This is a genomic window from Staphylococcus sp. NWU MKU2, from assembly GCF_033283605.1.
GTDB lineage: Bacteria > Bacillota > Bacilli > Staphylococcales > Staphylococcaceae > Staphylococcus > Staphylococcus haemolyticus.
On record NZ_JAVSMH010000012.1, the window covers coordinates 1 to 13,161 of the forward strand.

12 protein-coding genes and 2 pseudogenes are annotated in these 13,161 nt (G+C 32.8%); 1 reads left to right on the forward strand and 13 read right to left on the reverse strand.

Going from position 1 to position 13,161, the window contains the following annotated elements; genetic code table 11:
* Positions 1-482: 482 nt before the first annotated feature.
* From SBL15_RS12120 to hflX, 8 genes and pseudogenes are all read right to left on the reverse strand, one after another.
* Entirely contained in the window at positions 483-860 is a 378-nt protein-coding gene (locus SBL15_RS12120) for a DUF4355 domain-containing protein (RefSeq protein ID WP_107612129.1), read from the reverse strand.
* A pseudogene (locus SBL15_RS12125) lies at positions 851-944 on the reverse strand (hypothetical protein); the annotation flags it as partial. The gene SBL15_RS12120 and the pseudogene SBL15_RS12125, both read right to left, overlap by 10 nt.
* 55 nt (positions 945-999) lie before the next feature.
* Entirely contained in the window at positions 1,000-1,209 is a 210-nt protein-coding gene (locus SBL15_RS12130) for a hypothetical protein (protein WP_002433602.1), read from the reverse strand.
* Positions 1,209-2,056: pseudogene (locus tag SBL15_RS12135) on the reverse strand (minor capsid protein); the annotation flags it as partial. The pseudogene SBL15_RS12135 and the gene SBL15_RS12130, both read right to left, overlap by 1 nt.
* A gap of 117 nt (positions 2,057-2,173) precedes the next feature.
* Positions 2,174-3,514 carry a type I glutamate--ammonia ligase gene (glnA, locus tag SBL15_RS12140; protein ID WP_317956139.1) on the reverse strand — a complete coding sequence of 447 codons (1,341 nt, stop codon included), beginning with the start codon at positions 3,512-3,514 and terminating at the stop codon, positions 2,174-2,176.
* A 20-nt stretch (positions 3,515-3,534) separates the two neighbouring features.
* On the reverse strand, positions 3,535-3,900 hold the full coding sequence (locus tag SBL15_RS12145) for a MerR family transcriptional regulator (RefSeq protein ID WP_011275891.1): 366 nt from the start codon (positions 3,898-3,900) through the stop codon (positions 3,535-3,537).
* Positions 3,901-4,103: 203 nt separating this feature from the next.
* Complete coding sequence (locus tag SBL15_RS12150) at positions 4,104-5,342, reverse strand: aminotransferase class I/II-fold pyridoxal phosphate-dependent enzyme (protein ID WP_107612128.1); 1,239 nt, start codon at positions 5,340-5,342, stop codon at positions 4,104-4,106.
* Positions 5,343-5,361: 19 nt separating this feature from the next.
* Positions 5,362-6,600, reverse strand: coding sequence for a GTPase HflX (hflX, locus tag SBL15_RS12155; protein ID WP_107613423.1), 1,239 nt, complete (start codon positions 6,598-6,600; stop codon positions 5,362-5,364).
* Positions 6,601-6,709: 109 nt separating this feature from the next.
* On the opposite strand from hflX, the gene SBL15_RS12160 reads away from it, so the two are divergent.
* Complete coding sequence (locus SBL15_RS12160) at positions 6,710-7,186, forward strand: glutathione peroxidase (protein WP_037537208.1); 477 nt, start codon at positions 6,710-6,712, stop codon at positions 7,184-7,186.
* Between the two features lie 192 nt (positions 7,187-7,378).
* Here the strand turns inward: SBL15_RS12160 and hfq are convergent, their stop codons facing one another.
* From hfq to glpK, 5 genes are all read right to left on the reverse strand, one after another.
* Positions 7,379-7,621, reverse strand: a complete 243-nt coding sequence (hfq, locus tag SBL15_RS12165; RefSeq protein ID WP_011275895.1) for an RNA chaperone Hfq — start codon at positions 7,619-7,621, stop codon at positions 7,379-7,381.
* Complete coding sequence (miaA, locus tag SBL15_RS12170) at positions 7,575-8,573, reverse strand: tRNA (adenosine(37)-N6)-dimethylallyltransferase MiaA (RefSeq protein WP_037537267.1); 999 nt, start codon at positions 8,571-8,573, stop codon at positions 7,575-7,577. The genes hfq and miaA overlap by 47 nt, the downstream gene beginning before the upstream one ends.
* A 15-nt stretch (positions 8,574-8,588) precedes the next feature.
* Positions 8,589-9,512, reverse strand: coding sequence for an alpha/beta fold hydrolase (locus SBL15_RS12175; RefSeq protein WP_107612126.1), 924 nt, complete (start codon positions 9,510-9,512; stop codon positions 8,589-8,591).
* A 292-nt stretch (positions 9,513-9,804) separates the two neighbouring features.
* Positions 9,805-11,478, reverse strand: a complete 1,674-nt coding sequence (locus tag SBL15_RS12180) for a glycerol-3-phosphate dehydrogenase/oxidase (protein ID WP_107613425.1) — start codon at positions 11,476-11,478, stop codon at positions 9,805-9,807.
* 152 nt (positions 11,479-11,630) lie between these two features.
* Positions 11,631-13,130 (reverse strand): glycerol kinase GlpK, encoded by a 1,500-nt coding sequence (glpK, locus tag SBL15_RS12185; RefSeq protein WP_053017106.1) that lies wholly within the window; start codon positions 13,128-13,130, stop codon positions 11,631-11,633.
* Positions 13,131-13,161: the final 31 nt, after the last annotated feature.

Genomic DNA, 13,161 nt, shown 5'->3' on the forward strand with positions numbered 1-13,161 from the left:
CTCTCTACAACTATAAAAAATAGCTGTGAAAAAATCTATCGTCATAGATTTCTTCACAGCTAATCTTAGTATGTTTATTTTAAATTAATATTTATGGTTCTATTCTTAATTTATAAAGCTAGATATTAAAGCAAGTAATGCTAATATAAAAATCCCTATCGTTAAATATAGAGATATTTGATCCCTGTTGATTTTCATAATGTTAAACGCTCCTTTTATTTCTTAAAATAATTAACCATTGCTAACAATAAAGTAACTACATTAATATAAAAAGTTAACTTTCTTCTCAATTCTCTACTCATAAAACCCATCCACTTATAAATTATTAACTATTTCATGCGTCTTACTCGAGTCAATAGTTCTCAGACTTTGAGACCAACTTTTTATTTAATTATATTATATTAATTTTATAATATAACACACAAGTGTAAATTCAAATTTTATCGCAAGATATTGAGGCACATTTTAGTTCAGCAATTAAATTAGGGTTTTTCTATTATGTCTACAATTTGATCATCAAAATTTTCTACACCCGATTCACTAAGCATTGAACGCGTTTCATTTCTCATTTGAGATAATGCCTTTTCAGCTTTTAATGCTTCATTTTCTTTAAAAAGTTTTTCTATCTCATATTGACTTTTTTGGTCTTTATTCATCTTGGCCAGTTTTTCAGCTTCTTGAATAGCGTCTTTAATACGCTCATCAGATTTTCTTCTTTCTCTAGCTAGACGGTCTTTAATCATTTGAGATACTTCTTCTTGGGAAAATGTTTTCTCATTATGTTGGGCTTGTTCATTAGGTGTTTCTAAATTCTCATTGCTTTTTGTTTCTTTAGTAATATTACTTTGGTTGTTTTCCACGAGATATACCTCCGTTTATAGTCTGTCGACTTTTCATTCCATACTTGCTTTTATAACGTCATCAGCACGTTTTGGACATAAAAAATAACCTTCTGTAGAAGGTTAAAAAAGTGTATAAAAATAGCATCTTGGCCTTTTATTATCGAATAGATGCTTTATCTATAATCTTTATATATTTAATTTCACTTTCATCAAAATCATATAACAATTTTCCATCATCTAAATGTATAGAATCTTCTCCACTTTCGTTGTCTACTTCATCATCATAGTTTGTAACTTTACCAATGAATTGTTGTCCATTTGTCAACTCTATCAATACATTTTCACCTATGTAAGACCATAATTTCATCACTTCTCCTCTTTTCCGTTTGGAATAATATGAGTACAAGTTTTTGAATAATGTACTGTACCTACTTTTGTAGTTTTAAATTTGCCCTCAATATAATCTTTGCCAATAATTTTTCCGAAGTCAATTATTTCTTTATTTTTCCATATTCCTTTTGAATCAGTTATCAGTCTCCCACTACCGCTTTTTTGAATTATCAAAGAATTAAGTTCATCGCTTGTTAGTAATGTAAAACTAGGAGTTGCTTTTCCATTTTTTAAATTCTTCAGTTTGTATTCTTCGTATGATTTATGACCTAACAAATGTCTATTTTATTTTCTGGGTTTATATCTAATTTTATTTTACCACTACGTACCATATCAAGCATTTCTTTTTTTGCTTTTTCTTGTATTTTTTCTTTTTCTAATACATTATCCTGTATTTGATACTTACCTTTACGTTCATTAAAGAATTTATCCCGCCAGTTTCCCACATGCGGTACTGTAGTACTTCTACACCATGGATGCATTGGTGGAGCATTAACTCCAGGTATCATATCTTTAACTTTAAATACCTTACCATTTAATGTGTGACATATTTTAGATGTTTTCTTGTCAATTTTTGCTACATACTTGTACTCGCCATCTTCACCTAATTCTTTAAGATAAGTTAGCTTCTGTGATTCAGCCTGAACACGTGCAGATTCAGTAACTAACAATCTACTAGCATTATAAGTAGTGGAATTTGTTTGCTTTTTAAACTCAGATACATACTCATTAGGATGTCTCCCTCTATGTAATACATTGCTCGTCGTTGTTTCCACTTCTTTTTGAACTACAGCCATATCTTGCCATAATCTAGTTGACCAATTTGAATTTCTTCACAAAAATGGTCAAGTAAATTTAGCTTTTCAAACACAAAAAAGAAGCTAAGGCAAGATGCCTTAACTCCTTATACCACTAAGTCTTTCCCCAATTTGCTTAGCGAATTAATATTGTTTCATGTATTGATCGCGTTCCCATTCAGAAACTTGAGTTCTGTAATAATCCCATTCAATTGATTTAGAGTTAATAAATTGATTGTAAATGTGATTACCTAACGCTTTTTTAACTGTGTCATTTTCACGCATAGCTTTTAAAGCAGTGTAAAGTGTTGAAGGTAAGTCTTGGATACCTACAGCTTCACGTTCTTCACGGTTCATTTCATAAATATTTTGGTTAACTGGTTCTGGGACTTTAGTTTTGTTCTCAATACCATCTAAACCAGCTTGTAGGATAGTTGCTAATGCCATGTAAGGGTTAGCAGCTGGGTCTACTGAACGTACTTCAATACGAGTTGATAATCCTCTTGAAGATGGCACACGTACTAATGGTGAACGGTTTTTACCACTCCAAGCGATATAACAAGGTGCTTCGTAACCAGGAACTAAACGTTTATAAGAGTTTACTAATGGGTTACATACAGCTGTGAATCCACGCGCATTATTTAAGATACCTGCAGTAAAGTGATAAGCATCTTCTGTTAATTGCATTTCACCATTTGGATCGAAGAATGCATTTTCTTTGCCTTTGAATAATGATACGTTGAAGTGCATACCGCTTCCGTTAACACCGAATAATGGTTTTGGCATGAATGTTGCATGTAAGTTATGCTTACGTGCAATTGTTTTAACAACTAATTTAAATGTTTGGATGTTATCACAAGCAGTAATCGCATCTGCATATTTAAAGTCAATTTCATGTTGTCCTGGCGCAACTTCGTGGTGACTTGCTTCGATATCGAATCCCATATCTTCAAGTTCTAACACGATGTCACGACGGCAATTTTCACCTAAGTCTGTAGGTGCTAAATCGAAGTAACCACCATTATCATTTAGTTCTAATGTTGGTTCACCTTTTTCATCTAATTTGAATAAGAAGAACTCTGGTTCAGGCCCTAAGTTGAAATCTGTATAGCCCATATCTTCCATTTCTTTTAACACACGTTTTAAGTTATTACGTGGGTCACCAGCAAATGGTCCACCGTCAGTAGTATAAACATCACAAATTAAACGAGCTACTTTACCTTGACCGGCAGTCCATGGGAAGATAACCCAAGTATCTAAATCTGGGCATAAATACATGTCAGATTCTTCGATACGTACGAAACCTTCGATTGATGAACCATCAAACATCATTTCGTTGTCTAATACTTTTTCTAATTGGCTAACTGGTACTTCAACGTTCTTGATTGTACCTAAGATATCTGTGAATTGTAATCTTAAATATCTTACGTTTTCTTCTTTTGCAAATTTACGAATGTCATCTTTACTAAATGTACGTTTAGGCATGGTAGAAATCCTCCAAAAATTTATTTAATAAACCGTGATAAATCCCCACGATTTATTGGCAAAGCTTCACCAGGTGGTTTCTGCGTTGCGTCTACAATCATTCTTTTTCTAATCTCTTGTTCATCTGATGTTAAATGCCCTTGATTATTAGTTATGATTTGTTTAATTCCTTTAAGGTTAAATCCCTTCTCAATCAAAGATTTAATTTCGAGGAGACGTTCTAAATCATTTAACGAGAATAATCGCTTATTTCCTTCTGTACGCTCGGGCATGACAAGTTCATGTGTTTCATAGTAGCGGATTTGTCTTGCAGTGAGTTCTGTTAATTTACAAACAACACTCATAGAGAACACGGCCATATTACGTCTGATTTTATCGTTAGACATTAATAACCTCACCTCTACTTTTGAACTTGATACTAATTTAGCATAGTTTAAAGCGTATTACAAAAATATGTTAGGTTTTCTTACATGTAATTTTAAAAGCTATATTTAATATTAATTACAAAGCCTTTTATACCAGGTGATTTATATTGAATTATAAATTTTTCCAAAAAACCCCTACTCAACTCAAGTAGGGATACATTTTTCTATATCAAGTTTTGTTCTTTTAAATAACTAACTGCACGTGTAACAGCTAATTTAACATGTTCATATGTTAATCCGCCTTGTACATAAGCTTCATACGGTGGTCTAATAGGTCCATCTGCAGACAATTCAATTGAAGACCCTTGAACAAAAGTACCGGCTGCCATAATGACATCATCTTCATAACCAGGCATATAGCTTGGTTCTGGACTAAAATGAGCATTAATTGGTGAAGCATGTTGAATACTTTGGCAAAATGCTATCATTTGTTCTTTAGTATCAAATTGGACAGTTTGTATTAAATCAGTACGTTTAACATTATATTTAGGAACTGTTTTCATATTCATCTTTTCAAGGAGTAAGCTTGTAAATAATGCACCTTTCAAACTTTGACTAACTACATGTGGTGCTAAGAAGAATCCTTGATACATTTCTTGTAATGAATATAAAGAAGCGCCGGCCTCTTTACCGATACCAGGAGCTGTTAATCGATAACCACAACGTTCGATTAAATCTTTACGTCCGGCTATATAACCACCAATCTTAGCTAGACCACCGCCTGGGTTCTTGATTAGTGAACCTGCTATCAGATCTGCACCAACTTCAATAGGTTCACGTTCCTCGACAAATTCTCCATAACAGTTATCTACAAAAACAATGACGTTCGGATATTGTTTTTTAATTGCATGAATAGCTGATTCAATTTCGTCAACAGTGATTGAAGGTCTTTGGTCGTATCCTTTGGAACGTTGAATTGCCACTACTTTTGTTTTGTTTGTAATGGTTTCAATTGTAGTATTTATATCTATTTGTCCATCTTTTAAAGGGACTTCTTTAAATTCGACACCGTGTTCTTTCAAGCTTTCAATGCCATTTCCATTTACCCCTATTACTTCAAGCAACGTATCATATGGACTTCCAGTAATATATAATAGTTCATCTCCGTATTTAAGTGTACTTTGAAGTGCTAGAGTAATCGCATGTGTACCAGAAATGATTTGCGGGCGCACAATAGCATCTTCAGCTTTAAATGTATGTGCATAGATTTCTTCCAAATGGTCCCGACCAAAATCATCATATCCATACCCTGTACTTCCAACTAAATCACTCTCGGTAGCTTTAACGTAATGAAAAGCATTCAGAACTTTTTCCTGATTGCTATATGCAATTTCTTCTATTTCTTTAAAATATGGTGCCAACGTCTTCTCTACGTCTTTAACCATTGATGTAATATCTGACATTTTCATATACTTCCTTTTATCATTTTTTATATCCAGTAATGACGTAAGTTTCATTTTCAGCATCAAAATTCATTTCTTCAATGAGTGTATGCTGCTTTAAGAAATAAAGTCTATCTGCGTTTGTACTTGGGACAATCTCTTCATAGAAACTTAGTGTTGATTTAACTTGATCTATTAAAAATGCCTTAACTTTAGATTTATCTTCTTCATTACGGCTAGAGACAAAGATAGATGGAGATGCAGATAATGGTTTATCATCACTAACACTACATTGATCCTTCTTATTAAATATAACCGCTTGTGGTATTTGATTCATATCTAAGTCATTAATCAATTGATTTACTGTATCATATTGAGAACGGTATTCTGGATGACTTGCGTCAACAACATGTAATAATAAATCTGCACCTTTTGCTTCTTCTAAAGTTGATTTAAAGGCGGCAATCAACGTCGTTGGTAACTTTTGAATGAAACCTACAGTATCTGAAATAATTAAATTAAATCCTTCATTTATTTGAATTTGACGTGTTTTAGGATCTAATGTTGCAAAGAGTAAATCTTTTTCAAAGGTTTCTTCGCCAGATAATACATTGAACCATGACGATTTGCCCGCATTTGTATAACCTACGAGTGCAATCTGAAAGACTTGATTTTGTTCACGTTTGTTACGATAACGTTCCCTGTGTTCCACTACAGTTTTTAATTGATGTTTAATTTCATTCATACGTGTTCGAATGTTACGTCTGTCCATTTCTAACTTAGTTTCACCAGGACCACGTGTACCTATGCCACCACCTAGTCTTGATAAACTCTTACCATGTCCTTGAAGTCTTGGCAATAAATAATCTAATTGCGCTAATTCTACTTGTAATTTACCTTCGCGACTGCTAGCTCTTAAGGCAAATATTTCTAAAATCAATTGTGTTCTATCGATAATTTTAATGCCCAAATTATCATTTAATGTTTTTGATTGAGCGGTAGTTAACTCATCATTCGTTACTACGACGTCTATATCATGGAATTCAATAAAAGCTTTAAGTTCATCAATCTTACCTTTACCAACGTAATATTTATGATCGACTTGTTCTCTATTTTGAGTAACTTGTCCTTTAACATCTAGTTGACAAGTCAAAGATAGGGCTTTTAATTCTTCCATCGTTGAATCAAAATTAAATTCGTTTTCATTTTGAGCATGTACACCGACTAATACAGCAGTTTCTAATTTTTTCTTTGTTTCATGAGTAGTTTGCTGAGTCATGTTATACATCTCCTTCTTATATGTTTCTCAAATATTCTATCATAGTGTCTATGCAAAGACTATCCACTAAAATTATGTTACATTAAACCTATATCGAAAGGGTGATACTATGGAAAATATATATGATTTTGTTGTACAAAAGTCCAATGGTGAAGATTATAAATTAGAAGAATACAAAGGCAAAGTAATGCTAATCGTTAATACTGCAAGTGAATGTGGTTTCACGCCACAGTTTGAAGGCTTACAAGCATTGTATGAAAAATACAAAGACCAAGGTTTTGTGATATTAGGTTTTCCATGTAATCAATTTGGTGGTCAAGAACCTGGTTCAGGTGCAGAAGCTAATCAAAATTGTAAAATTAATTACGGTGTGACTTTCCCTATCCATGAAAAAATAGATGTCAAAGGTGAAAATCAACATCCTTTATTCCGCTACTTAACTGATGCAGCTAAAGGAATGTTAAGTGAAAAAATCAAATGGAATTTCACTAAATTCTTAGTTGATCGTGATGGTAACGTTGTAAGTCGTTTCTCACCTCAAAAGAAACCAGCACAAATCGAAAAAGATATTGAAAAATTATTATAGATATTGTTTTAATACAATAAAAAGCTTCATTATAGAGTGAAATAGCAACTCTATAATGAAGCTTTTTATATTACAAACATTCCTCTATTTGTCAAAAGTGCTAAAATTTGATGAGTTTATTACAAGTTACACTTTCATTAAGACCGTTGTCTACGCTCTTAAGAACTTGCAACGTTGCACTTTAATTACAACTTATTCTTCACTATTTACTGATTCTTCAGAATCTGAAACTTCAGTCTCTACAGTAAATGTGCTGATCGCATGTTTGTATATCAAATGTTGTTTACCTTGAGAAACTAAACTTACAACATATTTGTCAAAGTCTTCAATAACACCTTTCATTTGAAAGCCGTTTAAAAAGAAAACTGTAACTTCTGTTTGTTGTGATTTAAAGTTCTCTAGTGCTTGATCTTGGATGTTGTGGTTTGCAATCATGTTTAGAACTCCTTTTATTTATTTGGGTTGTAATCTCATCTAACATCATTTGAAGTGACATTGTCTCTCTATTAAACCATTGAACAGTCAATTTATTCTTGAACCATGTCAATTGTCGCTTAGCATATTGTCTAGAATGTTGTTTTAACGTTTCAACTGCTTGGTCTATTGATAACTCACCATTCACAACAGGTACCAGCTCTTTATAACCAATTGCTTGCATACTTTGAGTAGATTCATAACCCTGTTCTACTAGATTCTTCACTTCATTAAATAATCCGTGGCTCAACATAATATCTACACGTTTATTTATTCTTGAATATAATGTTTTGCGCGACATTTCAATCCCTATTAATAATGTATCATAATTTTCTGTAAATTGTTGTACTTTCTTGCGAGAACTTATAAGTTTTTTTGTGTTTAAGTAATATTCAATCGCTCTAAGCACTCTTTTTCTATTATTTGGATGTATGTCTTTCGCAGATTGTGGATCAAATGTAGCTAAATAATCATGCACTTCTTGATTAGTTAATGGTTCTAATTTTTGTAATTGTAACTGTGTTTTCTGTTCAACTTCTTTTGAAACTGTCTCATCATCAAAAGGATAATCATATATTAACGATTGTATATATAACCCTGTTCCTCCTGCTATGATCGGTATCTTTCCTCTTGAAGTAATATCTTCTATTAGTGCTTGAGCACGTAATTTGAAATCGTACACAGAAAATGAGTCATCTGGATTTAAAATATCAATCATATAATGAGGAATTCCATCCATCTCTTCATTTGTAACTTTAGCAGTACCAATGTCCATTTGTTTATAAACTTGCATGGAATCCCCACTAATGATTTCACCGTTAATTTGTTTAGCAAGTTCAATACTTAACTCTGTTTTACCTGATGCAGTTGGACCTACTATAACTACTAAAAACGGTTTATTGACGTCACTCAATAGTTATCCCTCACTTTATTTTTTCTTTAACACTTGTTTTTGGATCCATTCAAACATATGACTCCAAATCATTTCTTTTTCATCTTCAAATAAAATTTCATGTCTTCTATTAGCATATAGTTGGACTGTTATATGGTTTATTCCAGCACGTTTGAATTTCTTTCCTAATTTACGTATACCTTTCCCATAATCTCCAAATGGATCATCCTTACCAGAAATAAGAAGTATTGGTAATAGTTCATTCATTTTTTTAAGTTGATTATTATTTGCTGTAAGTATCATATTCTTAACGGTTTGGTAAATTAGTTGGTTTGAAACTAAGAAACCAGTGTAATCATCCTTAACAAATTTATTAATTTCATCGCGTTTAGATGATAGCCAATCACTACTTGTTTCAGGTTGGTCTATCTTTTTATTAAACGATTTATAAACAAATTGATTTACCCATTCTAGGCGACTGCGCTTCCCAAAAATTAAAGTTATTAATTTTAAAACGATGATGGCTGGAATCCCTTTATATTTTGGATATTGACCAGTACCAGTGAGAATTAAACCTTGCGCAATGTCTGGATATTTCTCTACAAATAAACGCGCAATAATTGAGCCCATTGAATGTCCTAAAACGATATATGGAATATTGTGATCTGAACCGTGAAGTGTTTGAGCTATTTCATATGCATCTTGTGCAATGATATTCATATCATCGTAATGACCTCTTTCATTTTCATAAATATCAATACCATGCCCTCGATGATTATGTCGAATAACATCATATCCCTGATGTGTTAAAGCTTGCACAAGTGCTTCATATCGATCCATATGCTCGGCCATCCCGTGAAAGATATGGACGACACCAAATGTTGCAATCTTAGCCTTATCTACTTTTACTTCAATCATAGTGCCGTCTTCAACGGTAATTTTGAATGATTGTTGACTCACGCATATGCCTCCTTGTGAAATTATAACTTAATCCTTAAAGCTTATATTCTTTTTAATATACCTTTCATTCTTAATGTTATCAAATTGTTAGTCTCATTTTAACAACTAAAGCTTTGTAACATAAAATTACTTTATTTTATAAAAAATGAACCGAGATGAGCTTCATATTAAAGCTCTCTCAGTTCAGATATTAACTACGAATTTGAAGTTTAAAATTAATTTACTAGTTAGTTAACAGTATCATATTTGAATTTAATCAAAAATGTTAAATTTCAAAACATAAATACTAATTTTATTTTAGTACTGCAAGTTGTTCATTTCCACGAGTTGCTTCTTCAATTGCAATATTAATTTCTTTAGTAAATTCGTTTTGTTGACTTTGTGTATAGTTTAGTAATTTAGCAAGTTCTTCAACGACTGCATCTTTATATTGTTTAACTTCATTGATATTGAAATAAAGTTTACCAGATCTACGAATTAAGAAATCAGTTGGTTTAAACACCATTTCATTTTGTACACTATATACTAATTCAACGTACAATTCTAAAGGTAAATTTAAATCTTTGTCTTGTGCAATTTGTGCGATGTTAAATAGTTTATCTACGTTAGAACCATATTTAGAAGCTAAACGTTTGGCAACATCGGCTTGAAGTCCAATCGCTTTACCTTCTTCAACTTTGCGTTTCACAAAACTTTCAAAGTTAGCGCTACCACCTACATCACCACCAGAAATTGGTGTATGTTTTGTTTTACATTCAGCAAAAGTCAATTTATATTCTTGTTTCAAGCGCTTAGCTAATAAATCTACGATTTCAAGCGCCATATGACGATAACCTGTTAATTTACCACCTGCGATTGTTAATAAGCCTGATTTACCTTCCCAAATTTCATCTTTACGTGAAATTTCAGAAGGGTCTTTTCCATCTTCTAAAATTAAAGGTCTAACTCCTGCCCAAGTTGATTCGATATCTTCATCTTTAACATTAACATCTGGGAACATATAGTTAATCGCATCAATTAGATAATCTCTATCTTCCTGTGTTGTTAAAGGTTTTGTTTTGTCATTATCATAGAAAGTATCTGTAGTTCCAACGTATGCTTTACCTTCACGTGGAATTGCAAAGATCATTCGACCATCTTTTTCAGTGTCAAAATAAACAGCTTGTCTTAATGGAAACTTAGATTGATCAATGACTACATGGACACCTTTAGTTAAACGTAATTGTTTATTGTTACGTGTATAATCTTTTTTACGAACTTCATCTACCCAAGGACCTGCTGCATTAATAACTTTTTTAGCGTTAATTTCATACATTTCACCAGTAAGTAGATCTTGCACTTCGATACCTCTTACTTTTGATTTAGAGTCGTAAATGAAATCTGTAGATTTCGTGTGATTTAAAATCTCTGCAGCATTTTCTTCAGCACGTTTCATAACTTCAATTGTTAAACGTGCATCATCAGTACGGTATTCAACGTAATAACCGCCACCTTTAAGGCCATCTTTTTTAACCAATGGCTCTTTGTTTAATGTTTGTTTTTTGCTTAACATTTTCTTGCGTTCATATTTTTTTACGCCTGCTAAACGATCATAAGCAGTTAAACCTAAATTAGTTGTGAATTTACCAAACGTTCCGCCTTTGTGCATTGGTAATAACATCCATTCAGGAGTAGTTACATGAGGGCCATTTTCATAAACAATCGCACGTTCTTTACCCGTTTCAGCTACAACTTTGATTTGAGCTTGTTTTAAATATCTTAAACCACCGTGAACAAGTTTAGTAGAACGAGAACTTGTACCTTGAGCAAAATCTTGCATTTCTACTAAAGCTACTTTCATTCCTCGTTGAGACGCATCTAACGCAATACCTGCACCTGTAATACCGCCACCGATAATAACGACATCGTATTCTTCATTTTGTAAATTTTTCTTAATTACTTCTCTGTTTAATGTTGATAAAGCCATAAATATACCCCTCCGATATTTTATTTAAGCGAAAAAAGAAAGACCTATCCATATAGAATCAAACTGTATGCAACAGGTCTCTCAAATCTCGACTGATGTATTAACTTAATTTAATCATATCACACTTCAATAAACTAAGCCATGTTTAGAGATTAATCTTCCAATTTAAAGACCTGAGTAGCTTCAACTGCTTTTTTCCAACCTTTATATAACTTAGTTCTGTCTTCTTCAGACATCTGTGGTGTAAATTCTGTTTCTAATTGCCATCTATTTGCTATTTCATCTTTACTATCCCAGAAACCAACAGCTAATCCTGCTAAATAAGCTGCACCTAATGCTGTCGTTTCTTGTATTTCAGGGCGTTCTACAGCAGTATTTACAATATCAGCTTGGAATTGCATGATAAAGTTATTTTTAACTGCACCACCGTCAACACGTAAATTGTTCACTTCAATCTTAGAGTCTTTAGACATAGCTTCCATAACATCACGAGTTTGGTAGCATAAAGATTCTAAAGTCGCACGAATAAAGTGTTCTTTTTCAGTACCGCGACTTAAACCAAATATAGCACCTCTAGCCTCTGAATCCCAATAAGGTGTACCTAATCCTACAAATGCTGGTACGAAGTAAACATTATCTGTAGAATCAACACGTGTAGCATAATTCTCTGATTGAGGTGCAGAATTTATAATTCTTAGTCCATCACGTAACCATTGAATTGCTGAACCTGAAACAAAGATAGAACCCTCAAGTGCATAATTGACTTTACCGTCTAAGCCGTATGCAATAGTAGTTAACAATCCACTTTCAGATTTAACTGGTTCTTCACCAGTATTCATTAACATAAAGCCGCCTGTACCATAAGTATTTTTAACATCTCCACGTTCGAAACAAGCTTGTCCAAATAGTGCTGCTTGTTGGTCACCAGCGATACCTGAAATCGGTACCTCTTGACCGAAGAAATGATAATCTTTAGTATGAGCGTAAATTTCACTAGATTCTTTAACTTCCGGCAATAATTGTTTAGGTACATTTAATAAATCAAGTAGCTCATCATCCCATTTTAAATCGTAAATATTATACATTAAAGTACGACTAGCATTTGAATAATCTGTAATATGTGCTTCTCCACCAGATAACTTCCAAACGAGCCAAGTATCAATTGTACCGAATAATAAATCACCATTTTCAGCTTTTTCTCTAGCTCCATCAACATTATCAAGAATCCATTTAACTTTTGTACCAGCGAAGTAAGGATCTAACAATAATCCAGTTTTATTGCGGAATGTTTCTTCATGACCTTGTTCCTTTAATTCATGACAAATTGATTGTGTTTGACGGGATTGCCAAACAATTGCATGGTATATTGGACGTCCAGTATTTTTATCCCAAATAACTGTAGTTTCACGTTGGTTGGTAATCCCTATACCCTCAATTTGGTCAGCGTTAATTTCATTTTCATTTAATACTTCAGTCATAACTGCTAATACCGAAGTCCAAATTTCATTTGCATCGTGCTCTACCCAACCTGATTTAGGGAAGTATTGCTTAAATTCTCTTTGTGCAACACCTTTAATATCGCCTTCTTTATCAAATAGAATAGCTCTTGAACTTGTTGTTCCTTGGTCAATCGACATGATGTATTTTTCCATAAATTTTCTCCCTTTCTGCTATGTGAATAAA

Excerpts from the sequence above, each read along its gene's own strand:
- SBL15_RS12130 (WP_002433602.1), bottom strand. The coding sequence starts at position 1,209 with ATGAAATTATGGTCTTACATAGGTGAAAATGTATTGATAGAGTTGACA.
- glnA (WP_317956139.1), bottom strand. The coding sequence starts at position 3,514 with ATGCCTAAACGTACATTTAGTAAAGATGACATTCGTAAATTTGCAAAA.
- SBL15_RS12145 (WP_011275891.1), bottom strand. The coding sequence starts at position 3,900 with ATGTCTAACGATAAAATCAGACGTAATATGGCCGTGTTCTCTATGAGT.
- SBL15_RS12150 (WP_107612128.1), bottom strand. The coding sequence starts at position 5,342 with ATGTCAGATATTACATCAATGGTTAAAGACGTAGAGAAGACGTTGGCA.
- hflX (WP_107613423.1), bottom strand. The coding sequence starts at position 6,600 with ATGACTCAGCAAACTACTCATGAAACAAAGAAAAAATTAGAAACTGCT.
- SBL15_RS12160 (WP_037537208.1), top strand. The coding sequence starts at position 6,710 with ATGGAAAATATATATGATTTTGTTGTACAAAAGTCCAATGGTGAAGAT.
- hfq (WP_011275895.1), bottom strand. The coding sequence starts at position 7,621 with ATGATTGCAAACCACAACATCCAAGATCAAGCACTAGAGAACTTTAAA.
- SBL15_RS12180 (WP_107613425.1), bottom strand. The coding sequence starts at position 11,478 with ATGGCTTTATCAACATTAAACAGAGAAGTAATTAAGAAAAATTTACAA.
- glpK (WP_053017106.1), bottom strand. The coding sequence starts at position 13,130 with ATGGAAAAATACATCATGTCGATTGACCAAGGAACAACAAGTTCAAGA.